24 protein-coding genes are annotated in these 23,839 nt (G+C 64.9%); 13 read left to right on the top strand and 11 right to left on the bottom strand.

The features are described 5' to 3' along the window. Nucleotides 1-90: 90 nt before the first annotated feature. Together AC1RWL_RS27445 and AC1RWL_RS27440 are read right to left on the bottom strand one after the other, a co-directional pair. The gene (locus tag AC1RWL_RS27445) at nt 91-513 is read right to left on the bottom strand and encodes a type II toxin-antitoxin system VapC family toxin (protein ID WP_439631505.1); all 423 of its coding nucleotides are present in this window, start codon (nt 511-513) and stop codon (nt 91-93) included. Nucleotide 514: 1 nt separating this feature from the next. Then, the gene (locus tag AC1RWL_RS27440; RefSeq protein ID WP_493096664.1) at nt 515-748 is read right to left on the bottom strand and encodes an AbrB/MazE/SpoVT family DNA-binding domain-containing protein; all 234 of its coding nucleotides are present in this window, start codon (nt 746-748) and stop codon (nt 515-517) included. Nucleotides 749-888: 140 nt separating this feature from the next. On the opposite strand from AC1RWL_RS27440, the gene msrB reads away from it, so the two are divergent. Further along, nucleotides 889-1,296 carry a peptide-methionine (R)-S-oxide reductase MsrB gene (gene msrB, locus AC1RWL_RS27435; RefSeq protein WP_493096663.1) on the top strand — a complete coding sequence of 136 codons (408 nt, stop codon included), beginning with the start codon at nt 889-891 and terminating at the stop codon, nt 1,294-1,296. Here the strand turns inward: msrB and AC1RWL_RS27430 are convergent, their stop codons facing one another. Further along, a complete protein-coding gene (locus AC1RWL_RS27430) occupies nt 1,297-1,800 on the bottom strand; it encodes a GNAT family N-acetyltransferase (RefSeq protein ID WP_493096662.1) in 504 nt (167 codons plus the stop codon). Nucleotides 1,801-1,929: 129 nt separating this feature from the next. On the opposite strand from AC1RWL_RS27430, the gene AC1RWL_RS27425 reads away from it, so the two are divergent. After that, on the top strand, nt 1,930-2,430 hold the full coding sequence (locus AC1RWL_RS27425; RefSeq protein WP_493096661.1) for a hypothetical protein: 501 nt from the start codon (nt 1,930-1,932) through the stop codon (nt 2,428-2,430). Here AC1RWL_RS27425 and trhA read toward each other — a convergent pair whose 3' ends face one another. Together trhA and AC1RWL_RS27415 are read right to left on the bottom strand one after the other, a co-directional pair. Next, the gene (gene trhA / locus AC1RWL_RS27420; RefSeq protein ID WP_493096660.1) at nt 2,431-3,087 is read right to left on the bottom strand and encodes a PAQR family membrane homeostasis protein TrhA; all 657 of its coding nucleotides are present in this window, start codon (nt 3,085-3,087) and stop codon (nt 2,431-2,433) included. It lies immediately after the preceding gene. 117 nt (nt 3,088-3,204) lie between these two features. Then, complete coding sequence (locus AC1RWL_RS27415) at nt 3,205-3,525, bottom strand: TraR/DksA family transcriptional regulator (protein ID WP_493096877.1); 321 nt, start codon at nt 3,523-3,525, stop codon at nt 3,205-3,207. Between the two features lie 304 nt (nt 3,526-3,829). Between AC1RWL_RS27415 and AC1RWL_RS27410 the strand changes: the two genes are divergently transcribed. Both AC1RWL_RS27410 and AC1RWL_RS27405 read left to right on the top strand, forming a co-directional pair. Continuing rightward, nucleotides 3,830-4,699, top strand: coding sequence for a VOC family protein (locus tag AC1RWL_RS27410; protein WP_493096876.1), 870 nt, complete (start codon nt 3,830-3,832; stop codon nt 4,697-4,699). Nucleotides 4,700-4,803: 104 nt separating this feature from the next. Beyond that, on the top strand, nt 4,804-5,448 hold the full coding sequence (locus AC1RWL_RS27405; protein WP_493096659.1) for a glutathione S-transferase family protein: 645 nt from the start codon (nt 4,804-4,806) through the stop codon (nt 5,446-5,448). Here the strand turns inward: AC1RWL_RS27405 and AC1RWL_RS27400 are convergent. Further along, nucleotides 5,439-5,792, bottom strand: a complete 354-nt coding sequence (locus AC1RWL_RS27400) for a DUF930 domain-containing protein (RefSeq protein WP_256120910.1) — start codon at nt 5,790-5,792, stop codon at nt 5,439-5,441. The genes AC1RWL_RS27405 and AC1RWL_RS27400 overlap by 10 nt on opposite strands. A gap of 260 nt (nt 5,793-6,052) precedes the next feature. On the opposite strand from AC1RWL_RS27400, the gene AC1RWL_RS27395 reads away from it, so the two are divergent. Next, complete coding sequence (locus tag AC1RWL_RS27395; protein ID WP_493158538.1) at nt 6,053-7,144, top strand: AI-2E family transporter; 1,092 nt, start codon at nt 6,053-6,055, stop codon at nt 7,142-7,144. A gap of 253 nt (nt 7,145-7,397) precedes the next feature. Then, nucleotides 7,398-9,491 (top strand): S9 family peptidase, encoded by a 2,094-nt coding sequence (locus tag AC1RWL_RS27390; RefSeq protein WP_493096658.1) that lies wholly within the window; start codon nt 7,398-7,400, stop codon nt 9,489-9,491. A gap of 344 nt (nt 9,492-9,835) precedes the next feature. On the opposite strand, the gene AC1RWL_RS27385 is transcribed toward AC1RWL_RS27390, so the two are convergent. Then, the gene (locus tag AC1RWL_RS27385) at nt 9,836-11,905 is read right to left on the bottom strand and encodes a caspase family protein (RefSeq protein ID WP_493096657.1); all 2,070 of its coding nucleotides are present in this window, start codon (nt 11,903-11,905) and stop codon (nt 9,836-9,838) included. A gap of 176 nt (nt 11,906-12,081) precedes the next feature. Beyond that, complete coding sequence (locus AC1RWL_RS27380; protein ID WP_493096656.1) at nt 12,082-12,558, bottom strand: hypothetical protein; 477 nt, start codon at nt 12,556-12,558, stop codon at nt 12,082-12,084. Nucleotides 12,559-12,705: 147 nt separating this feature from the next. Here AC1RWL_RS27380 and AC1RWL_RS27375 point away from each other — a divergent pair, with 147 nt between their 5' ends. From AC1RWL_RS27375 to AC1RWL_RS27350, 6 genes are all read left to right on the top strand, one after another. Further along, a complete protein-coding gene (locus AC1RWL_RS27375) occupies nt 12,706-14,211 on the top strand; it encodes a protein adenylyltransferase SelO (RefSeq protein ID WP_493096655.1) in 1,506 nt (501 codons plus the stop codon). A gap of 151 nt (nt 14,212-14,362) precedes the next feature. Next, nucleotides 14,363-16,696, top strand: a complete 2,334-nt coding sequence (locus tag AC1RWL_RS27370) for a glucose/quinate/shikimate family membrane-bound PQQ-dependent dehydrogenase (RefSeq protein ID WP_493096654.1) — start codon at nt 14,363-14,365, stop codon at nt 16,694-16,696. A gap of 77 nt (nt 16,697-16,773) precedes the next feature. Beyond that, nucleotides 16,774-18,450, top strand: a complete 1,677-nt coding sequence (locus AC1RWL_RS27365) for an ABC transporter ATP-binding protein (protein WP_493096653.1) — start codon at nt 16,774-16,776, stop codon at nt 18,448-18,450. A gap of 68 nt (nt 18,451-18,518) precedes the next feature. After that, the gene (locus AC1RWL_RS27360; RefSeq protein WP_493096652.1) at nt 18,519-18,974 is read left to right on the top strand and encodes a hypothetical protein; all 456 of its coding nucleotides are present in this window, start codon (nt 18,519-18,521) and stop codon (nt 18,972-18,974) included. Between the two features lie 231 nt (nt 18,975-19,205). Then, nucleotides 19,206-19,706 (top strand): GNAT family N-acetyltransferase, encoded by a 501-nt coding sequence (locus tag AC1RWL_RS27355; RefSeq protein ID WP_256120799.1) that lies wholly within the window; start codon nt 19,206-19,208, stop codon nt 19,704-19,706. A gap of 25 nt (nt 19,707-19,731) precedes the next feature. Beyond that, nucleotides 19,732-20,316, top strand: a complete 585-nt coding sequence (locus tag AC1RWL_RS27350) for a DJ-1/PfpI family protein (RefSeq protein ID WP_493096651.1) — start codon at nt 19,732-19,734, stop codon at nt 20,314-20,316. Between the two features lie 10 nt (nt 20,317-20,326). On the opposite strand, the gene AC1RWL_RS27345 is transcribed toward AC1RWL_RS27350, so the two are convergent. Beyond that, entirely contained in the window at nt 20,327-21,235 is a 909-nt protein-coding gene (locus AC1RWL_RS27345; RefSeq protein WP_493096650.1) for a c-type cytochrome, read from the bottom strand. 120 nt (nt 21,236-21,355) lie between these two features. After that, complete coding sequence (locus AC1RWL_RS27340; protein ID WP_492650599.1) at nt 21,356-21,799, bottom strand: c-type cytochrome; 444 nt, start codon at nt 21,797-21,799, stop codon at nt 21,356-21,358. A 206-nt stretch (nt 21,800-22,005) separates the two neighbouring features. On the opposite strand from AC1RWL_RS27340, the gene AC1RWL_RS27335 reads away from it, so the two are divergent. Continuing rightward, nucleotides 22,006-23,178 carry a glycosyltransferase family 87 protein gene (locus tag AC1RWL_RS27335; protein WP_493096649.1) on the top strand — a complete coding sequence of 391 codons (1,173 nt, stop codon included), beginning with the start codon at nt 22,006-22,008 and terminating at the stop codon, nt 23,176-23,178. Here the strand turns inward: AC1RWL_RS27335 and AC1RWL_RS27330 are convergent. Beyond that, the gene (locus tag AC1RWL_RS27330; RefSeq protein WP_493096648.1) at nt 23,147-23,782 is read right to left on the bottom strand and encodes a LysE family translocator; all 636 of its coding nucleotides are present in this window, start codon (nt 23,780-23,782) and stop codon (nt 23,147-23,149) included. The genes AC1RWL_RS27335 and AC1RWL_RS27330 overlap by 32 nt on opposite strands. Nucleotides 23,783-23,839 lie beyond the last annotated feature (57 nt).

Raw genomic sequence — 23,839 nt, 5'->3', positions numbered from 1 at the left:
TTCGCCCGTCGTTCTCGAATATGTCAGAACGCCGTTTCTACGTCGGTATTGGTGAAATCACCACCCTTGAACAGCAAGGGCGCGGCGTTTTCACCCAGCTTGATGGTCGCCACCGTCCGGCGTGCGAAGTGCGAGCTTCGGGAAATAGCTGCGGTAGCGCCCGGCATCGCGGGTGATCAGCGTCAGCCCCGCGACGGCGGCATGGGCGCCGATGAAGAAATCCGGCAGCACGCCGGTGCGGTTGCCGCCAGCCTTGCGATAGGCCTGGAACGCCTTGCCGGCGAGGAACAGCGCCTCCCGGGGAATGGCAAGGTGATCCAGTTCCGCAAGGGCGATCATCGCGTCGAGATCGGCGATATCGCGATAGCGCACGGACAATTCGGCGTAGACCACGTCGTTGATGGCGAGAGGACCGAGAAGCGCCGACGCCTCCAGCTCGGCCATCGACCAGGCGGCCCAGGCGGGGTCCTCCGTCACCAGGTCGAGCAGCACGTTGGTGTCGACCAGATACATGTCAGTCGTCGCCGCGCGTCAGGGCCATGATCTCATCCGTCGTCATGCCCGCGCCGGCATGGCCGCGCAGCCGCGCGAACCGGCTTTCGGGCCGCCCTTCCCCCAGCGGCACGACGACCACGCTGCCATCCTTGACCCGCTGGAACTCGACCTTGCTGCCCGGGCCGATGCCCAGGAAATCGCGCACGGCCTTGGGGATCGTCACTTGCCCCTTGCTCGTTACTGTCGTGCCCATGGAAACCTCGGTAATACCATTTTCGAAACCGGTATTACCTTAGCGCAAAACCTTATCCATTGCGAGTCTTGCAATGGGACGCTCCGCCCAATTGTCTTGCCGCAATTCGCGTCCTATCTATGGGGCAACAGGAGGACGCCATGAGCGACACGACGACATTGAAGGTCAACAAGACGAAGGAAGAGTGGCGGCAGGTCCTGACGCCGGAACAGTTCCGCGTCACGCGCGAACACGGCACGGAGCGGGCCTTTTCCAGCCCGGATTTCGACCTGTCGAAGAAGGGCACCTATCGCTGCATCTGTTGCAACAGGGCGCTCTACCGGTCGGAAACGAAATACAATTCCGGCACCGGCTGGCCGAGCTTCTACCAGCCGATCGAGCCCGGCGCGGTCGCCGACCATTCGGACCATTCCTATGGCATGACGCGCACGGAAATCCGCTGCACGGATTGCGACGCCCATCTCGGCCACGTCTTCCCCGACGGTCCGCCGCCAACGGGCCTGCGCTACTGCATGAACGGGGTCGCGCTCAGCTTCGATCCCGACTGATCAACGCTTGGGGACTTTCAGTTCCATACAGGTCAGGTCCAACCAGCGGCCGAACTTGATGCCGACCTCGCTGAAGCGCCCGACGGTGCGGAAACCGAGCTTTTCGTGCAGTTTGATCGAGGCGGCGTTCTCCGCCTCGATACAGCCCACCATGACATGGATGCCGTTGAAGCTCGCCCGGTCGACCAGCGCCTTCATCAGGCGTTTTCCGGTGCCCGTGCCGCGTGCGTCGCCGCGCACATAGACGGAATGTTCGACCGTGTGGCGGAAGCCGTCGAAGGCGCGCCAGTCGCCGTAGGAGGCGTAGCCGACGATCTGCCGGCCGCGCACGGCGACGAGGATCGGGAAGCCCTGCTCGCGCCGCGCGGCAAACCACGCCTTGCGATTGGCGAGGTCGACCTCGGCCTCGTTCCAGATCGCCGTGGTGTTGGCGACGGCATCGTTGTAGATATCCAGAATGCCGGGGAGGTCAGCCTCCGCGGCGTCGCGTATCGTAATGTCCATAGTCCCCCCGGCTTTGCCTGCATGGCTTACAGGAGGAGCGGGAAACCTGTCCAGCCTGATTGCCGGCTCGGCGATGAAACGCCCGCCTTTGTCCGTTATGCTTATCACGTCCACAGCGAGTAATCGAACGTGCAACGCTTCCTCTTTCTGTTCCTTCTGCTCCTGCCCGCCTCCGCCCTTGCCGCGGAATGGGAGCCCTATGTCAATGCGCGCTACGGCTTTGCGGTCGAAATCCCGCCGGGCTTCACACTCGTCCAGGAGGCCGACAATGGCGATGGACGGACTTACAGGAATGGCGATGCGGAGCTGCGCGTCTGGGCGCATTACCTGACGGCCGGCCCGTTCGAGGAGGAGGTCGCCGACCGGCGCACCACCTACCAGCAGGAGGGCTGGGATCTCAGCTACGACCGGCAGACGGCGGGCTGGGCAAGCCTTTCCGGCACGCTGGTCGATTCCATCCTCTACCACCGGGTCATCGCACTCTGCGACGACGCGGTCGCCACCTTCGTGCTGGACTATCCGCAGTCGATGAAGGCGGAGATTTCGCCGCTCGTCGGGCGGCTGGTGAAATCGCTGCATCCGGCGGAAGGCTGCACCAATGCGCAAGGGACAGCCCCCGCGGCGCAGTAGTCAGATGCCTGAGACGACGCTGGTGACGACGGCCGAATAGTGCACGGCGGCGGCGGCCACGACGAAGCCGTGCCAGATGGCGTTCTGGAAGCGCAGCTTCTCCCAGACGTGGAAGACGACGCCGACCGAATAGAGCACGCCACCCACGACGATCAGGATCAGCGTGGCGGCCGAGAGGTGCGTCGTGAGCGGACCGGCGGCAAAGACACCGCTCCAGCCCATGCCGAGATAGATGAGGATCGCGAGCCGGTCGTAGCGGCCGGGAAAGAAGAATTTCAGGACCACGCCCGCCACCGCCATCACCCACATGAAGACGAGCATGCCGGCGAGGAAAGGCTCGTCGATGCCGCGCTGGAGGAAGGGCGTATAGGTGGCGGCGATCAGCACGAAGATCGCCGAATGGTCGAAGCGGCGCAGGTGCCATTTTACCCTGGAGACCGGCCAGAGATTGTAGGCGAAGGACGTGGCGAGCGCGAGCACGAGGCCGACGCCATAGACCCAGGCCGCCGCAAGCTGCCCGCTGGAGGCCCAGACGGTGGCATAGAAGATCAGGGCCGTCACGCCGATCAGCGCGAAGACCACGCCGACACCATGCACGATGCCGTCGGCGATCACCTCGTACCGGTCATAGTTCCACTTGACGCCCTTGATTTCCACTGCGGCTGGTCCTGCATTCATCCTCCGCCATGGTGGCGGGTTTGGCACGGACGGGCAAGCGCCTGCGGATCACAAAAATTTGCCGCGTGACTTTGCCGCGTGACGGGGAGGCCCTTTTCACCGCTCGGCGATGCAGGCCTCGCACAGCGCCGCATGCGGCACTGCCGCCAGCCGCGCGGGCGAAATCGGCGCGCCGCATTTGGCGCAGTTGCCGAAGGTTCCGGCGGCAAAGCGGTCGAGCGCTGCGTCGATCGCCCCGATTTCCCTGAGGCCGTTCGTGCCGAATTCCTCCAGCACCTCGTCGTTCTCGCGTTCGATGGCGCGATCGGCGCTGTCGCCGCTCTTCAGCGTGTCGAGGTCCTTCTCGATCCTGTCGAGCCGGCCCTGGAGCTCGCGCTTGCGGGTGAGAAGAATGTCCTTGTACTGCGCCAGATCCATCACGATACCGGTCTCCCTTGGTTTCAACAGGTGCCGAAATTGGCATCGCGCAGGGGAAACGGCATTGATCGGAATCAAGTTCCCGAATGCCATCGTCAACGCCATGTTGACAGTAAATCGCCGAACCGCCGGCTTTCGTGAACGCAGTCCTTCCGTCATAGTCCGCTCCAACAGAACGGTTTCCAGGGGAAACCGAAACGGGAAACAGACCATGACGGACCTCGACAGACGGACATTCCTCGGCGCTGCCGCCGCGGGCATCGCCGCAAGCAAGGCCGGCCCCATTCGCGCGGAGACCGCCACCATGACCGACACCACCACCCAGCCGAGCCACGCCGTCGCCATGCCGGCCTTCGTCGACCATTCGCACCTGACGGTCGTCGACCTGCCGATGGTGTCGGCCTTCTACCAGCAGGCGATGGGCCTGACCGTTCTCGAAACATCCGCCTCAGGCGAAACGCTCGGCGTTGCCGGCCGGCCGCTCCTGACGCTGACGACCGGCAGCAATGCCGCCCGCGCGCCGCGCAATGCGCCGGGCCTCTTCCACACCGCCTTCCTGGTGCCGAACCGCAAGGAGCTCGGCCGCTGGCTGGCGCATGCCGCGCAAAACAACGTGCCGCTCACCGGCGCCTCGGACCACCTCGTCAGCGAGGCGATCTATCTCGACGATCCCGAAGGCAACGGCATCGAGATCTATCGTGACCGCGACCGCACCGAATGGACCTACGTTGCCGACGGCACGGTGAAGATGGCGACGCACCGGCTCGATTTGCAGGCGCTCTATGACGAGGCGCCGAAGGACGGCTGGACGGGCCAGGAAAACGGCACGGTGATCGGCCATATCCACCTCCAGGTCTCGAACATCCCCGAAGCCAACGCCTTCTTCCACGACGTGCTCGGCCTCGACATCATGACGACCTATCCGGGCGCGAGCTTCTTCGCCACCGGCAAGTACCACCACCATGTCGCGGCCAATGTCTGGAATTCGAGCGGCCAGCCGAAGCGCCAGGCGGGCATGACCGGCCTTGCCGACTACACGATCCGCTTCAACGATCCGGCGAAACTGGACGGTGCCCTGAAGAAGCTCGATGAACTGGCGATCGCCACCACGCGCTCCGGCGACACGGTTTCTCTCGTCGATCCCTGGGGCATCGGCCTCAAGCTCTCGGCCTGAACGACGGCATAGCCATTGCCTTCCCGGAACCAGATCGGTGAAAACGGTGTTTTGCAGGAAACGCCGTTTTCGTCGATTTTGGGCGTAGCTAAGGGAGAGGCAGCATGACCGAGCCATTGACGATCTGGACATATGACTGGGTGCCGGGCGGCAAATCCGGTCCGCGCGGTTTTGTTCGCGACCTCAGGCTGCGCTGGGCCTGCGAAGAAGCCGGCCTCGACTATGACGTCCGCTCCGTCTCGTTTCACCACCGCGGCGCGGAGCATTTTGCCCGCCAGCCGTTCGGCCAGGTGCCGTTCCTGGAGGACGGCGATATCGATGTCTTCGAAAGCGGTGCCTGTCTTCTCTATCTGGCCCGGAAAAGCGAAACACTGATGCCGACCGACCGCAAGGGCGAGGCGGAAACGCTGGAATGGACGATTGCGGCGCTCAATTCCATTGAGATGGTGACGGTCCCGTGGTGGTTCATCGGCCTGTCCAAGGGCGCGGACAACCCGCTCGAAGGCTGGGTGCTCCAGCGCCTGACACATCTGGAGGCCGTGCTGGCGGAGCGCGAATGGCTCGCGGCCGGACGGTTTACCGTCGCCGATCTGCTGATGGCCGACGTGCTTCGCGTGCCGAAGGTCAAGGCGGCCGGCGATTTCCCGGCGCTACGAGCCTATGTCGAGCGCATCTGCGCGCGCCCTGCCTTCAAGCGCGCCCATGACGGCCAGATGGCGCATTTCGCGCAGGCCGACCCTCAGTCGTAGAGATAATGCGCCGCCCAGTCCTCGTGCGGCACCACGTCGCCGACCTTGTACTTGAAGGCGTGGACCTCCAGCCGGTCGGCGCTCGCCTCGCATTTGTAGGACAGCCGATACCACTCGCCCTTGCTGCGGAACACCGCGCCGCGCGTCTTGATGGTGGTGCCGTCGAGCTTCGGGTCGCCGAACGCATAGGCGATCACCTTGTCCGGGCGAAAGCCGCCCTTGCCGTCGCCGATCTGGTCCATCGCCTCCATGTCGCAGCGCTGTTCCAGCCGCTCTTCCGGCGTCAGCTTTTCGAGTTGACTGCGCAGCCGGGCATCGATCGCCAAAGCCGGCGATGCCGCCATCGGCGCAAGAACCAAGGTGCAAAGGGCGATTTGAAGCCCGATTGCCTGCCGTTTCACCTGTCTGCCTCCTCTTGGTCTCGTCATTCGCGACGCTTCAATTCGGGGTCGGCGGGCAATATGGCCATTTCACGACACATGACAACCCACCAGCGGTTTCAAGCGACCTCTTATGGAACTTCCACCTTGCCCGGGCGTTTCAGGCGCGGATCGGGGAACGTGACATGCACGAAATTCTAGGAAAACCGGCTGAACGGCGACTCTTGCGGGGCAGCATCGACCTCGAAAAGAACCTTCGCGAGGACGCGCCGCGCCGTTACGGCCTCGACATCGCCGCCGCCTGGGCTGCGATCGGCATCTTCGCGATCATGGCGATGGCCGTCGTCTATCTGATGGCGCCGATCCTCATTCCGCTTTGTCTCGCCGTGGTGACTGGTCTCATCTTCGGCGTCGCCGCGGAGAAGTTGAACGAGTTCGGTATCCCGCCGCTGCCGACGGCGCTGCTGCTCGCCGGCCTGTTCGGGCTTGGCCTGTTCTTCCTGGTGGGTCTACTCGCCGACCCTATCACCCAGCTCGCCGCCAATGCGCCGGATCTCGTGCGCGGCGCCTATGACCGCATCACGCCGCTGTTTTCCCGCCTTGGCTGGCTAAACATCAGCCACGAAACCTTTCAGAGCGGCGGGATGACGATGGAGAAGGTGCTGGAGAACACCGGCAGCATTCTCGGCATCCTGTCCTCAAGCCTTACGCCCGCTCTCCTGCAGGGCATGATCTTCTTCGCCGCCCTCGTGCTCTTCCTCTCGGCACGGCTGAAGCTTCGGCAGATGATCATCATGGCCTTCCCGCGCCGCGGCCAGCGGCTCACCACCATTCGCATCATGAACGCCATCGACAGCGCGCTCGGCTATTATTTCGCGACCGCCGCCCTCGTCTATGGCGCGCTCGGCGTGGTCACCGCCCTGATCACCTGGGGTGGCGGGCTTGCCATGCCGGCGCTCTGGGGGCTCTTCGCGTTCCTGTCCTCCTTCGTGCCCTTCCTCGGCGTGACGCTGATGACGATCGCGCTCGCCACCGCCGGCGTGCTGACGCACGAGACGCTGATGATGGGTCTGATGCCGGCGCTCGCCTTCTTCCTCGTGCACCTTGCCATGGAAAACCTCGTCATGCCGGCGGTGATGGGCAAGCGGCTGGAGGTCAACGCCTTCATCATCTTCACCGCCATCATCTTCTGGACCTGGATGTGGGGCGCCGCCGGCGCGATGCTGGCCCTGCCGCTGTCGATCATCGGCATGACCATCGCCGACGAACTGCGCCCCGCCAAGCGCAAGGCCAACAAGCGCAACCTACCGGGTTGACGCCGCGGCTCCCCCCTCTGCCCTGCCGGGCATCTCCCCCTCAAGGGGGGAGATCGGATGAGGCATCGTTTCGCCTATCTCCAGCGTTGCTGATTGAGCGATGTTCCAGCGTCTTGCCGATCTCACCCCTTGAGGGGGAGATGCCCGGCAGGGCAGAGGGGGTATCTCGCCGACGCGCAAAAGCTTTGCTTGATGCCTGCGCCCGGGCTCACTATCTGTTTGATCCCGCCTAGCGATTTGCCGGAGTGATACTGTGTCCGTCTTCCAAAACCTGCCCGCCGCCCCCGTCGCCGCCAAGAAGCCCCTCTCCGATACCCGTCACGGCATCACCCGCACCGACGATTATGCCTGGTTCCGCGACGAGAACTGGCAGGCGATGTTCAAGGATCCCACCATCCTCCAGCCGGAAATCCGCACCCATCTGGAGGCGGAGAACGCCTATATGACGGCGGCGATGGCCGACACGGAAGCGCTGCAGAAGGTGCTGTTTGCCGAGATGCGCGGCCGCATCAAGGAGGATGACAGCTCCGTGCCGATGAAGGACGGTCCCTTCGCCTATGGCACGTCCTATGTCACCGGCGGCGAGCAGCCGCGCTACTTCCGCGAACCGCGCGAGGGCGGCGACCGCAAGCTGCTGCTGGACGGTGACAAAGAAGCCTCCGGCAAGGACTATTTCCGGCTTGCCGGCATCAGCCATTCCACCGACCATTCGCTCGGCATCTGGGGTTATGACGACAAGGGCTCGGAATATTTCACGCTGCGCGTGCGCGATCTTGCGACCGGCGAGGACCGTTCCGACACGCTCGACAATACCGGCGGCGACGGCGTCTGGGCGCCGGATGCGAAGAGCTTCTTCTACACCGCGCTGGACGAGAACCACCGGCCCTCGAAAATCTTCCACCACATCCTCGGCGAGCGCCAGGAGAACGATCGGCTGGTCTACGAGGAGAAGGATGCGGGCTTCTTCATGTCGGTCGGCGGTTCGCTGATCGACGATTACATCTATATCGACATCCATGACCACGAAACGAGCGAATACCGCCTGCTCTCGACCAAGGATCTGCTCGCGACGCCCGTCATCGTGACACCGCGCCAGACCGGGCTCGAATATGCGATGACGGAGGGCGGCGACGTCTTCTACATCCTCACCAATGCCGACGGCGCCAAGGACTTCAAGATCATGCAGACGCCGGTGACGGCGCCGGGTCGCGAGAACTGGATGGAGGTCGTGCCCCATCGCGCCGGCACGCTGATCCTCAACCACATGGCCTATGCCCGCCACCTCATCTGGCTGGAGCGCCACGAGGGCCTGCCGCGCATCGTCGTGCGCGACCGCAAGAGCGGCGAGGAACACGCCATCGCCTTTGCGGAGGAAGCCTATTCGCTCGGCCTCTCGGGCGCTGCGGAATACGACACGGACGTCATCCGCTTCTCCTATTCCTCGATGACGACGCCCTCGCAGCTCTTCGACTACAACATGGCGACGCGCGAGCGCACGTTGCTCAAGACCCAGGAAGTGCCCTCCGGCCACAATCCGGACGACTATATTACCCGCCGCGTCTTCGCCCCCACCTTCGACGGCGAGCAGGTGCCGGTCACCCTGCTCTACCGCAAGGATACGCCGCTCGACGGCTCCGCGCCCTGCTTGCTCTACGGCTACGGCGCCTACGGCATCACCATTCCGGCGTCCTTCAACACCAATTGCCTGTCGCTCGTCGACCGCGGCTTCGTCTATGCCATCGCCCATATCCGCGGCGGCAAGGACAAGGGTTTTGCCTGGTACGAAAACGGCAAGATGGACAGGAAGACCAACACGTTCAAGGACTTCATCGCCGCCGCCGACTATCTGAATCAAGAGAAGTTCACGTCCTACGCGAAGATCGTCGCCGAGGGCGGCTCAGCCGGCGGCATGCTGATGGGGGCGATCGCCAACATGGCGCCGGAGAAATTCGGCGGCATCATCGCCGCCGTGCCCTTCGTCGACGTGCTCAACACCATGCTCGACGACACCCTGCCGCTGACCCCGCCGGAATGGCCCGAATGGGGCAACCCGATCGACAGCAAGGATTTCTACCAGCTGATGGCCAGCTACTCGCCCTACGACAATGTCGAGGCGAAACCCTACCCCGCCATCCTCGCGCTCTCCGGCCTCACCGACCCCCGCGTCACCTACTGGGAGCCCACCAAGTGGGTCGCCAAGCTGCGCGAAAAGACCACCGGCAACGAACCCATCCTCCTCAAGACCAACATGGGCGCCGGCCACGGCGGCGCGTCGGGGCGCTTCCAGCGGCTGGAGGAGATCGCGTTCGAGTATGCGTTTGCGATCAAGGTTGCGGGGAAGATGTAGGATTTGGCATCAAGGGCTGGAAGGCTCAGGGCCTTTCAGCCAGCCATCATCGAAGTGCGTGGGCAAAAACCATCGCGGCTGCAGCCGCGATGAAGACGAGCGTAAGCAGCGCGTATCCAACGCGGTTTTCCTCGTTCGACTCTCTCAAGCGATGCGTGACCGGGTCCGTAAGATCCCATTTTACGACGATCACGGCGCCCAGGATGAGTAGTCCAAAGAGCAGGTACAACAATCGCCTGGATCCCACGCTTCGTATCGAGAATAGACTGGAGGTCTGTCTTTGATCTCCAGTCTATCGGGACAATAAGCCGTCCCCTTTAACGCGCCGTGAAATCTTGCGCTCCCTACCGGAACGCCCCCACGCATTCCTGCAAGTCGTTCAGCATCGCGCTCGATCCCTTCAGGCTCGTCTCCACATCCCCGATCCGGATGTGGTTGCCGCGTTTCAGGGCGTCGATGACCGAGCGGTCCTTGCCGAGGTCGTAGGCGATTTCGCGTTGGCCGTAGGATTTGCCGCTGACGTCGTAGCCCTGGCCGTCGTCGATCCAGTATTTCGCGTCCTTCGTGTAGTCGTCCGCATAGTCGTAGGACGTGTCCTGGAAGCCGAAGGTGACGTGGCCGTCGTCGTACCAGCGGAAGGCGGCATAGCGGTCGTCGCCGCTGCGGCGGATGGCGCGGCAGTTCAGGAAGCGGCGGTCGTCGGAGAAGTCCGCGACGATATCCCAGCCGCCGACCGAGCGCGACGACCGGTACGGGTCGGCATCCGAACCGTAGCCGTCGTCGTGGCTCGACGACGCGCTTTCGCCATAGGCGTCCGTCTTCGTCTCATGGCTTGAGGCGCTGTCGTAGCTGTCCGTCTTGGTGTCATGGCTTGCGCTGTCGTTCGACGCGTGTTCGTCGTGCGGGAAGTCGCGCAGCGCATCACGATACTTGTCGTAGAAGCCGAGGCGGCGCACGTCGACGAATTCGAACTCGTAGTCCTCCAGCGAGCGCACGCTGTTGTCGCGGAAGCGCACGAGGCCGCGGAAGCGCAGGCAACCGTCGCCGCATTCGACTTCATCGACATATTCGCGGGCATTGTCGTCCGGCGTCTTCACCGCGATGCCGAGCCCGTGGCGGCGCTCCTCGTTGATCGCGCGGAACATCAGCGACTGCGAATAGCCGCGGCGGTCCTCGTCGAAATAGTCGTAGATCGCGCGTTCCTCGCTGGGGCTCAGGTCATCCTCGGTCGCCACATAGATCTGGCGCTCGGGAATGCTGGCCGAGGTGATGATGTTGCGCAGGCGCTCATGCGAATAGACGGTCGAGAAATAAGAGAGGTAGTCGCACTTTTCCGGCGGATACCAGAAGCTGAAATCGATCAGCACGAGCTGGCCGTCCTTGTAGACGTCGGAGAGGCGGCGGTCGCGCTGGTTGCCGCCGAATTCGAGCCGACCGCAGGGATCGTGCCGGTCGTTGGACACCGAGAGAATGGGCATCTCGCCGGTGTCCTCGTGGTCGCCCTCGAAGCGGCGGCCGAGAAGGTCGATCTTGCGCTGGGCGATATAGGCGAAGACGCCTTCCGGATAGCGGCTGAGATAGCGGTCATAGGCCTCGCGGTTGTCGGCGAGCGAGGCGAATTCGTAGAAGGCGATTTCCGCCTCGTCGACCTTGGCGTCCTTGGCGCTCAGCGCGAACTTGCCGTAGTCGGCATCGCTCTGCCAGGTCTCCTGCTTGCCCTTGCTGCGCTCCTTGACGATCTCGCCGACCTTGCGGAAGGCGTCTTCCAGCACGATGCCGGGAATGCTGATCGCATCGACGAAGGCGGAGGCGAAGGGGCTGATCGGCGTGCCCTCGTAGTCGTAGGTCGTGCCGGGCGCCGACGCATAGGCATAGTGGATGCCGTCGGCATTCTTCGGCTCGGCAAGGCCGTCCTGGATGTCGCGCAGCAGCACGAACGGGTTGTCATGCGCGGCATCGAACAGCACGACCTTGAGGCCGGTGCCGAGCTTGCGCAGCGTCGCGGTGACCTCGGAAACGGCGAGCGAGCGGTTGCGCAGGCCCGTCAGCGTGCGGCCCGAGGCGTCGGTCGGCAGCAGGTAGTTGTCGCCGTCGATCTGCACCGCATAACCGGAGAAATAGACGAAGAGCACCGGGTTTTCGACCTTTTCGGCCACCCGGGTGAAGTTGTTGAGCGCCGAGAGCATGCCGAGATGGTCGGCATCGGTGACGCGCGTCACGGAGAAATCCGCCCGCTCCAGCGCCTCGCCGACGAGGTCGACGTCGTTCAACGGGTTTTCCAGCGGCTCGGCATCCTCGTATTCCGCATTGCCGATGATGAGCGCGTAGCGTTCGGCGGCGAAGGCCGCGGGCGCTGCGAGGAAAAACAGACAGGCGGCAAGCGCCCCGATCAACCGATGGATAGTCCGCTGCACGATACCCTCCCTGAGGACATGACCGAGGCGGCCGGTACGCCGGCAACCGGAAATTCGCTCACCCATTACATGCTGAAGAAAGGGACGGACGACACCGCCTGCTTATTCAGTGGGTTATGAAATTCGATCTTCGCTTGGCCCGCAAGGCCCCGGCGGGACAAAACGGGGATCTGCCGTCAGGAGCCGGTGCAGGCGGCCACCAGCGTGTCGATCGCCGCCTTCGATCCCTTGAGCGGAAAGTCGACCGGCGGCAGTTTCGTTTCGGGATAGGCGACGGTGAGCGTCTTGCCGGCCTTCAGGCGCGCGACGAGCGGCCCCTTGATCGGGAAATCGCTGACCATCGCATTGTCCATTGCCTCGTGGTGCGCTGGCTGATCGAAGGCCTCGCCATCGACGGTGAGGCGCAGCGGGCTTAAAAACTCCGGCCCGTCGCCCGGCGGAAAATCCGCCGCCTGCACGAGGAAGCGCAGGGAAAGCTCACCTTCCGCGCCGCATTTCAGGAAGAGATCATAGGTCTCGCCGCCGGCAGCCTGGCAGACGGAGGCCATCATGATGCGCCCCTCTTCCTCCTCCGACATGCCGGCGCTCCAGGGGTCGCAGCTTTGGGCGAAGGCGAGCGACGGGAAGAGGAAAACGAGGGCGAGGTAACGCATCCTGTCAAAACCCCCAAATTGGCGGACGGGCAAATTCCACCCGAGACGGTAGCACCCCGCCCAAAGGGCGACAAGCGGACAGACCCTTTCATTCCTGTCGCCAGTCGCTACCTATAGAAGACGAGAAAAAAGCCGGACGAGGACGTGATGAACGAGGCAAGCAACCCGAAGCCCATGCGCGAGGCATTCGCCTTCGACAACAGCTATGCACGCCTGCCGGACATCTTTTTCGCACCCGTCGATCCGACGCCGGTGGAAGCGCCGCGGGTGATCAAGTTCAACCGGGCGCTGGCGCAGGAACTCGGCCTCGACGCCGACGCGCTGGAGCGGCATGGCGCGGGCTATTTCTCCGGCAATGTGGCCCTGCCCGGCGGACTGCCGCTCGCCATGGCCTATGCCGGCCACCAGTTCGGCCAGTTCGTGCCGCGGCTCGGCGATGGCCGGGCCATCCTGCTTGCCGAAGCGATCGACCGCAACGGCAGGCGCCGCGACATCCAGTTGAAGGGCGCCGGCCAGACGCCCTATTCGCGGCGTGGCGACGGGCGGGCGGCGCTCGGGCCGGTGCTGCGCGAATATATCATCAGCGAGGCCATGCATGCGCTCGGCATCCCGACGACGCGGGCGCTCGCCGCCGTCGCCACCGGCCAGGCTGTCTATCGCGACCGGGTGCTGCCGGGCGCCGTCTTCACCCGCGTCGCCGCCAGCCATATCCGCGTCGGCACCTTCCAGTTCTTTGCGGCGCGCGGCGAGACCGAGAATGTGCGCGTGCTCGCCGACCATGTCATCGACCGGCATTATCCGGACCTCAAGGGCGCCGAAAAACCCTATCTCGCGCTGCTCGACGCGGTGGCCGACCGGCAGGCGGCGCTGATCGCCAAATGGCTCGGCGTCGGCTTCATCCATGGCGTGATGAACACGGACAACATGACGATTTCGGGCGAGACGATCGACTTCGGCCCCTGCGCCTTCATGGACCGCTACGACCCGCGCACTGTCTATTCCTCGATCGATCAGCACGGGCGCTACGCCTTCGGCAACCAGCCGGCGATCGGCCAATGGAACATCGCACGGCTCGCAGAGGCGATGCTGGCGATCCTCGACGAGAACGAGGACAAGGCGCTGGAAGCGGCGAACGCCGCCGTCACCCGCTTCATGGAACGGTTCCAGGAGCACTGGAAGGCGGTGATCCGCGCCAAGACCGGCCTCGGCGACATCGAGCAGGAGATCGACCAGGCGCTGATCCGCGACCTTCTCGTGATCCTCTACGAGCAGAAGGCCGACTATACGCTCGCCTTCCGGCGCCTCGCCGAGGCCGCTGAAGACGGCGCGGCGGATGCCGCACTCGGTAGATTGCTTGAGGATCCGAATGCACTGACGCCATGGCTTGCCGCCTGGCGCGACCGGTTGTCGCAGGATGCCACCGCGCCGCAGGACCGCGCGGCGGCGATGCGCAAGGTCAACCCGGCCTTCATCCCGCGCAACCACAAGGTCGAGGAGGCGCTGAATGCGGCGATCGACCATGGCGATTTCTCGCTGTTCGAGGCGCTGAACGACCTGCTTTCCAGGCCCTACGAGGACCAGCCGGCCTTCGCCGCCTATGGCGAACCGCCCAAACCGGGCGAGGAGATCACGGCAACCTTCTGCGGAACGTGAGGCGGTTTACAAGTAGAGATTGCGCAAAAACTAGAAATGCGGCAGCATTGAAGCATCCCGGCTCCGCCCTAATTTCTCCCACGTCCCTCCTTGAGCCGGACGTCATGTCGGCCCCCTCCTCCCCCGGCCGGCATCGCTAACGGAGACTGCCATGTTGCTCACGCTGACCGCCGCCCTCTTCGCCATCATCGGATTGGTGCTGACGGGCGGAGGCGGGTGGCTGCTGTCGCTCGGCGGCAGCCCCTATTACCTCGTCACCGGCATTGCCTTCATCGTCACTGCCATCCTGCTTGTGCGCCGCTCCAGCGCGGCGCTGTGGCTCTATGCGCTGATCATTCTCGGCTCGCTCGGCTGGGGCATCTGGGAAGTCGGCTTCGACTGGTGGCAGCTCGGCCCGCGCGGCGGCGTCATCGTGCTGCTCGGCCTGTGGCTGATGCTGCCCGCCATCCGCCGGCCGCTCGGTTTTGCCAGCCCCACCGGCACGAGCTATGCCGCCTCCGCCCTGCCGCTTGCCGTCGCCGTGCTCGTCGCCATCGGCGTTGCCGGCTTTTCGCTGACGCAGGACCCGCATGACATGGCCGGCGACCTGCCGACCGATATCGTCAACGCCACGCCTGCACTCGGCGGCAATGTGCCCGCCGGCGAGTGGCACCAGTATGGCCGCACGCAATATGGCCAGCGCTATTCGCCGCTCGACCAGATCAACACGGACAATGTTTCGACGCTGCAAGTCGCCTGGCAATACCAGACCGGCGACGTGAAGCTGCCCGACGACGTCGGCGAGACCACCTACCAGGTGACGCCGCTGAAGGTGGGCGACACGCTCTACATGTGCACGCCGCACAATTGGGCGATCGCGCTCGATGCGTCGACCGGCAAGGAGAAGTGGAAATACGATTCCAACTCCGGCATGAACCCGGACCGCCAGCACCAGACCTGCCGCGGCGTGACCTATTATGCCGATCCGGCCGCCACCGCCGGCACGACCTGCGCCACCCGCGTCTACCTGCCCACCTCGGATGCCCGCCTGATCGCGCTCGACGCAGAGACCGGCGACGTCTGCACCAGCTTCGCCCAGAACGGCGTGCTGCAGCTCGAACAGGGCATGCCTTTCAACCCGGCCGGCTACTACTATTCCACCTCGCCGCCGGTCATCACCGACGGCAAGATCATCATCGGCGGCGCGGTCAACGACAACTATTCGACCCAGTCGCAATCGGGCGTCATCCGCGCCTTCGACGTCAATTCCGGCGCGCTCGTCTGGAACTGGGATTCCGGCAATCCGGACGTCACGACGCCGCTGCCGGAAGGCCAAGTCTATACCGTCAACTCGCCGAATTCCTGGTCGGTCTTCAGCTATGACGAGGCGCTCGGCCTCGTCTACATCCCGCTCGGCAACCGCGTGCCCGACCAGCTCGGCATGGGCCGCAGCGAGCATGTCGAGAAGTATTCGTCCTCCATCGTCGCGCTCGACATCAAGACCGGCGCGATGCGCTGGGTGCGCCAGACGGTGCATCATGACCTCTGGGACATGGACGTGCCGGCCCAGCCGGCGCTGATCGACATCACCCGCGAGGGCGCCACCATTCCCGCCCTCGTCGGCCCGACCAAGCAGGGCGACATCTACGTGCTCGACCGGCGCACAGGCGAGCCGATCATCGGGATCAAGGAAATACCGGCGCCCACCGGGGCCATCCCGGAGGATTTCACCGCGCCCACCCAGCCGATCTCCGACCTCACCTTCTCGCCCCCGCCGCTGACCGAGAAGAACATGTGGGGCATCACCATGTTCGATCAGCTGGCCTGCCGCATCGACTTCCTGTCGATGAAATACGAGGGCCGCTACACGCCGCCGTCGCTGGAAGGCACGATCGTCTATCCGGGCAATTTTGGCACGTTCAACTGGGGCTCCGTCGCGGTCGATCCGGAGCGGCAGGTGATGTTCGGCATGCCGACCTACCTCGCCTTCACCTCCCGCCTCGTGCCGCGTGACCAGATCCCGCCGAAGGGCCAGGACGAGAAGGGCTCCGAACAGGGCCTCAACCGCAATGACGGCGCGCCCTACGGCGTCTTCATGGGGCCGTTCCTCGGGCCGCTCGGCATTCCCTGCCAGGCGCCGCCATGGGGCTATGTCGCGGGTGCCGACCTTGCCACCGGCAAGATCGCCTACAAGCACAAGAACGGCACGGTCATGGACATGACGCCGCTGCCGCTGCCCTTCAAGGTCGGCGTGCCCGGCATCGGCGGCCCGATCATCACCAAGGGCGGCCTCGCCTTCCTCGGCGCCGCGGTCGACGATTACCTGCGCGCCTATGACGTGACCAGCGGCAACCAGCTGTGGGAAGCCCGCCTTCCCGCCGGCGGCCAGGCGACGCCGATGACCTACACGGTCGGCCAGAAGCAGTACGTCCTGATCGTCGCCGGCGGCCACGGCTCCGTCGGCACCAAGCCCGGCGACTACGTCATCGCCTATACGCTGCCGTAACAGCCTGCCGGTCTGCTTCAGCCGGCGCGGGTTGCCTCCCCGCGCCGGCCTTTCTACGCTCCCCTGGAGGTTCGCCCATGAAGGACGACTGGCGGCTGATCGCCGCGCCGGTAAAGCATGTTCTCGTCAATTACTGGCGCTCGTCGCGCGGCCTGCTGGCGCTCGTCGCGGCGATCGTCTTCCTCTCGGCGATCTCCTCCGTGGCCGCGCCCTATCTGTTCTCGCGCCTCGTCGATACATTGACGGCCGACCGTTTCGCCGAGGTGCTGGCGGCGGGGTTCGTGCTCTATGCCGTGCTGATCGGCGCATCCGCCGCGCTTCAGAACATGGTGCAGTACCTCTCCTTCATGAGCGCGCAGAACCTCAGCTTCATCGCCAGCACGAGCCTCTTCGAACGGCTGCTGAAGAAGAGCGCCGCCTTCTTCACCGAGCACAATCCCGCCGAGATCGAAAGCGCCGGGCAGCGCGGCGAAGGCGCGATGATGACGCTCGCGCAGCTCGCCCTGATCGTGTTCATTCCCGGCGCCACACAGATTGCGCTCGCCCTCGTCATGCTCGGCGCGACGATCAACCTCGAAGTCGTGCTGATCGTTCTTGCCTATGGCGGCGCCTTCATCACGCTCACCGCCGTCGCCAACCACCGCACGCGCAAATATCTCGACGACGCGATCAAGGCCGGGCAGGAGAACGCGAAATTCGTCGGCAATGCCATGACGGCGATGGAGACGCTGCGCCATTTCGGCAGCCATGGCTGGATGCAGGCGCGCTTTTCCGAAAAGGCCGGAGAGGAGCGCGACAACTGGATCACCTTCTGCCGCCGGCGCATCGGCTATTCGTCGCTGATGGGCGCGGGGCTTGCCGTGCAGTTCGTCGTCACCTTCCTGCTGCTCCTGCCGCGCTACCGGGCAGGCGAGTTCAGCGTCGGCGATGTCGTGCTGTTCAACACGCTGCTTTTGCAGCTCAACCAGCCCTTCGAGATGATCGGCCATGCGATCGACGACTTGGTGCGCGCCCGCGCAAACCTGCTGCCGCTCGCCCGCATCTGGGCAGCACCGGAGGAGCCGGACGCGGCGACCGGCGGCGGCTTCTCGTCCGGCGAGGGCCGGCTCGCCTTCGAGGATGTCTCCTACGCCCATGAAAACGGCCGCGGCATCGAGAATATCAGCTTTGCCGCCGAGCGCGGCCGCATCACCTATCTCGTCGGCGAGACCGGCTCCGGCAAATCGACGCTGCTGCGCCTCGTGCTGAAATCGATCCGCCCTGCAAGCGGCCGCATCACCGTCGATGGCGTCGATCTCGACAGCGTTTCCCAGCGCGACTGGTATGGCGCCGTCGGCATCGTGCCGCAGGAGGCGGTGCTGCTCAACGACACGCTCGCCGTCAACATCGTGCTCGGCCGCGAAATGGACGCGGCGCGGCTGAAGCGTGCCGCCGAAAAAGCGGCAATTCTGCCCTCCATCGAGGGCCTGCCGGAAGGTTTTGCGACGATGGTCGGCGAGCGCGGCATGAAGCTTTCGGGCGGCGAGCGGCAGCGCATCGCCATTGCCCGCGCGCTCTATGCCGATCCGGAATTCCTCTTTCTCGACGAGGCGAGCTCCGCGCTGGACGAGGCGACGGAGGCGGGAATCATGCAGCATATCCGCGGCCTTGCCGGCGACGTCACCATCCTTGCCGTCACCCACCGCAAAAGCGTCATCGCGCCCGCCGACCATGTCGTCCGCCTCGGCGCGGGCCGCGTCGAGAGTGAGGTGTAAGGACCGGCAAGTCTCGCAAAAGCTGCAACCGCTAGGGTTCCCTAAAGTTGTTTCAGGGAGCCATTTGCATGAAGATCGACGGCAGCATGCTTTCCGCCTACACGCTCGGCAAGCCGCGCACCCCGACCAGCGACGACAGCCTCTACAGCGGCATGGGCGGCGGCGGTTCTTCCGCCCGCAACATCCCCACCGTCAGCCCCACCGCGCCGATCTCCTCTGGTTTCGCTAACGCCCTGTGGCTGACGCAGGCCAAGCTCGACAAGGCCGACGAGGGCAGCGACAGCCTCGTCGCGGAATTCATGGAGCTTTCCAAGATGACGCCGGCCGAGCGCCTGCGCAAGGAAATGCTGGAGGAGATGGGCCTGACGGAGGAGAGCCTCGCGGCCCTTCCGCCGGAAGCGCGCGACGCGATCGAGGAAGAGATCCGCCGCGCCATGAAGCAACAGCTGGGCATCGACGAGAACCCGCAGGCAGGCACGGCGGCAGGGCAAGCCGCCGCCGGCACGGAGGAAGCGGAGGCCTGACCAGTCTCCGCTTTCATCCCAATTTTGTCCCGCATCTTTCTTGCAGTGGACCAATTGACAAACGGCGCGAAACGGAGAATATCGCGTCCATGATCAAGAGCACGCACATCGCCGCAACGTATTTTTGGCTGTTCCGATAAGGAGCGGCTGATTGATCATGTCAACAAGCCGCCGTCAGGCGGCTTTGTTGTTTCTAAGGCACCTGATGGCAGAAAACCGAAGGAGCCCGAAATGCACAATACCGTCATCAAGCTTGAACCGAACGCCCTCGAACGCCCGCCGATGCTGACCATCCGCGCCGCGCGCCCGGGCGACCTGCAGCAGATCCTCGACATGATCGCCCTGCATGCCGAATGCCACGGCGACACCGCCAGGATCTCCGCCGCCGATCTCGACCGCGACCTGTTCGGCAACAATCCCTGGGTTACGGCCCTAGTGGCCGAAGCCGGCGGCCGGCTGATCGGCTACGCGCTGCTCGTGCCGCTCTACCGCGCGCTCGAAGGCCTGCGCGGCATGGAGCTGCACCAGATCTTCGTGCGCAAGGACAATCGCGGCCACGGCATCGGCCGCCACCTCGTTTCCCGCGCCCGCGAGCACGCCCGCATTGCCGGCTGCGGCTACCTTTCCGTGAGTGCCGCGACCGGCAATTTCGGCGCGCACCGCTTCTACGAGCAGATGAATTTCCGCGCCGGCCCGGTCACCGGCATGCGCTACGTACAGGCGCTGGGCTGAAGCGCCACGACAAGAGGAGGCCATCATGGCGAAGCGACTGGCAATCGTTCTGACGGAGGGTTACGCCGACTGGGAATGCGGGCTGCTGATGGCGACGGCGCGCGGCGACTGCGGGGCGGAAACCGTGGTGCTGACGCCCGGCGGCGTCGGCGTCACCTCGCTCGGCGGCGTCTCCATCAGTTCAGCCGGGGCGGTGGAAGCGGTGTCGCCCGACGGTTTCGACGTGCTGGTGCTCTGCGGCGGCACGATCTGGCAATCGGATGCCGCGCCCGACCTTTCGGCTCCGGTCGGGCGTTTCGTGGCCGCCGGCAAGCCCGTCGCCGGGATCTGCGACGCCACGCTGGAACTCGCCCGCCTCGGCCTCCTCGACGACCGCGCCCATACCGGCAATTTCGCCGGGCAGATGAAACAGGTCGGCCCCGCCTATCGCGGCGAAGCGCTCTACCGCAACCAGCCGCAGGCCGTGCGCGACCGCGGCGTCATCACCGCCTCGGGTGCCGCCCCCGTCAGCTTTGCCCGAGAAATCCTCGACGCCATCGGCCTCGGCTCGGACGAACTGTTCGGCTATCTCGGCATGTACGGCGACGAACATCGAAAGGCATCGGCCTGATCATGCCGGTTCACCGCGCCGGAATCGCCTTCAGATAGGCGGCGATGGCGTCGCGGTCTTCCTTGGGGAGTTGCGCCATGTTCTTCTGCACCGAAACCATGGCGCCGCCGACGCTGTCGAAGTCGGGGGTGAAGCCGGTTTCGAGGTAGTTGGCGATGTCGCCGGCGCTCCAGCTGCCGAAGCCGCCCTCGGCCGGCGTGATGTTGGGCACGCGACCCTCGCCTTCCGGGTTCGGCCCGCCGGCCAGCCACTGGTCGGTCTTCAGCCCACCCAGCATGTCGCGCGGCGTGTGGCATTCGCCGCAATGGCCGGGGCCTTCGACGAGATACTGGCCGCGCTTGACCGTCTCGTCGGCATTCGCCAGTTCGACGCGCGGCGCCTCGTTCAGGTAGAGGAACTTCCAGCCGCCGAGCGCCAGGCGGATGTTGAACGGGAACGGCAGCTCGTGCCCGGGCGCGACATTCGTGCTCTTCGGCAGGGTCTTGAGGTAGCCGTAAAGGTCGTTGATGTCCTTCACGGTCATGCGCGCATAGGAGGCGTAGGGGAAGGACGGGTAGAGATGTTCGCCGTCGCGGCCGGTGCCGCGCTTCATGGCGTCGCCGAATTGCGCCAGCGTCCACGCCCCGATGCCTGCCGTCTCGTCCGGTGAAATGTTCGGCGCGTGGAAGGTGCCGAAGGGGCTCTTCAGCGCCAGCCCGCCGGCCAGCACCAGCTTCTGGTCGTCCGCCGCACCCGGCGCCGCATGACAGCTCGAACAGCCGCCGGCATGGAAGATGCGTTCACCGTTCGCGAGATCCGGTTCGCCCGCTGCGGCCCAGGTCTCCGCCGGCAGCCGCTCGGGCGCCGTGAGGAAGACAAAGGCGCCCGCGCCGAGCGCGCCCAGCACGACGATCCCGCCGAGGAGTTTTTTCAGTGCCATGAGCCATTCCCTCTCGCCGCCTGCGCGATCCTGTCCTTGCGGATTGAAACGTCAACGCACCGCCCCGGACGGAGGCCGGGACAGTGCTTGTTTTTCTGGGGTGGAGCCGGCCTACCGCGCCTAGTTCTTCAGGCGGTAGACCTCATGACAGCCTCCGCAATTCGGGCCGAGCGTGCCGAGGGCGGCACCCACGCCCGCCTGGTCGGCGGGCATGCTGGCGAGCACCGTGTCGGCATCCGCGCCGAGCTTCGCCGCCTTGGCCTTGAAGTCGTCCATCGCTTCCCAGATCTTCGGGCTCGCTTCGGTTTCATGGCCCGTCTCGGAGCCGGCCGGGAACTGGTCCGGGAAAGCCTTGCCGACTTCGCTGATCGTGGTCAGCGATGCCTTGACGATCTCCGCGTCATAGGGCTTCTCGCCCTTGGCAATGCCGGCGAGCGCGCCCATGGCACCGCCCACACTCTTCATCATGCCCTGGCGCACGACCTGCGGTTCGTCCGCCGCGATGACCGCGCCGGCGCCGATGGCCGCAAGCACGGCCGCGGCCGCCAATGTCCTGAACTTCATCAAGTTCTCCCGATTGCTGGCGGCCGGTTGTTTCCGCGCCGCCGGTTTAACGATGCATGAGCATGATTGCATTTTGAACGATTCCAGACAGTAAAATCTTTTTGATGGAACCTGTCGCGAAAGCGCCGCCTTACCGCTGCTACATGAAGCGTTCCTTAACCTCGGCGTGGCAGGTTTTTCGCAAGTGTCGCCCCGAGGGGTCCCGCATGCGAAAAGCCGCCTCCCCCCTGTTCTCCGTCACCCTTCTCGCCACGATCGTCGGCGCGGTCTTCGTCGTGATGCTGGTCATCGACCCCGGCACGCTGACATTGCACTGGACGGACAAGGACTTCGCCAATTACTGGATGGCGGCGCGGCTGGCGCTGGAAGGCCGCGCGCTCGACGTCTTCGGCCCGCATGAAAGCTATCTTGCGCATCTGCGGGCGCTGTTCGGTGCCGATTATCCCTGGCGCGCCTGGAGCTATCCGCCGCATTACCTGCTGCTAATACTGCCGCTCGGGCTTTTCGCCTACAAGACCGCCCTCATCCTCTTCCTGACCGTAACCTTTCTCCTGCTGTGCGGCGCGCTGCACCTTGCCGCCCGGCAGATGAAGGGATGGCAGCTTCTCCTTCTGCTGCCGGTCGCGCTTACGAACGCTTACGTGGTGCAGAACGGCTTCCTGCTTGGCGCGCTGCTGATCGCCGGCCTTGCGCTTCGCGACAGCCGGCCGGTGCTGGCGGGCATCTTCTTCGGGCTTTTGACGGTCAAGCCGCAGCTCGGCGTGCTGCTTCCCCTGCTCTTGCTGTGGGAGCGCCGGTGGCCAGCCATTGCCAGCGCCGTCGTGACGGCGCTGGCCCTCTTCCTGCTCTCCGTCGCCCTGTTCGGCATCGAGGCCTGGGCGGGGTTCTTCCACTATGTCACGCCCTACCAGGTGCATGTCATGAAGGAACTGACGGGCCTGTTCCTCCATATGATGCCCACCGTCTTCGGCGCGATCCGCAGCCTGGATTTTGGCGCGACGACGGCGTTCGCCGTCCACCTGCCCTTTGCGGTGCTGGCGCTCCTTCTCTTCGGCGTCAGCCTTTTGCGCCTCGACCAGCCGGAGGCGCGCGCGGCGAGCACGGTCTTTGCCACCGCCATGGTCATGCCCTATCTGGCGAGCTACGATCTGGTAGCGCTCGTCGCATCCGCCGTGCTCTGGATCGATCGCAGGCCGTCGTCCCTCGCCTTGCGCTTCGCCCTGGTCTGCCTCGCCTTCGTGCCGCTGGTCATGCCCCTGCTCAGCCTCCTCGGCTGGCCGGTCGCGCCCGTCGTCATCCTCGCGACCTGGCTCGGCCTTCTTGGCCGCGACGGCGTGCTGCCGCGTCTCACAAGGCGCCCCAGCCCCGCCACAATGTAAACGCCGCGATCGCCACCAGCAGCACGCCCGCCGCGCGGCCGATGAAGCGGGTGGCCGCTGGGCTGCCGATCAGCGCATCGCGGCTGCGGGCGGCGGCAAGCGCCAGCCCGCCGTAGACCGCAAGCTGCGTCACCCAGATCATCAGCAGCATGACCATCGCCTGCCGCCACAGCGGGCCGAATTCCGGGCGTAGGAACTGTGGGAAGACGGCGAGCATGAAGAGATAGGCCTTCGGGTTCATCAGGCTGGTCAGCGCGCCCTGGCGGAAGCGGGTCAGCATGCCCCGCCGGTCGAGGCTGTCGACCGCATCGATGGTGATCGACGATCGGAAGAGCTGCCAGCCGATCCAGGCGACATAGGCGGCGCCCAGCACCAGCAGGATATTGAACAGGTTCGGCGCGAAATGCAGCAGCATGCCGACGCCGAGCGCCGCATAGAGCGTATGCACGAGCCCGCCCGCCATGATGCCGAAGGTCGCCGACAAGCCGGCCTTGCGCCCGCCGGAAAGCGAGCTTGCGAGCACGAAGACCATGTCCATGCCCGGCACGATGATGATGCCGGAGACCAGCAGGAAGAAGAGCCAGAGGTTTTCGCCGTAGGTCATGTCAGTTGTCCGTTACCATAAACCGCTCGGAAGCGCCGTGCTTCCTTTTGTTTCAAG

The organism is Shinella sp. GW821-FHT10F02, assembly GCF_058809275.1.
The sequence above is the reverse complement of the archived record's forward strand: the minus strand, read 5'-3'. Positions and strand labels throughout refer to the sequence as shown.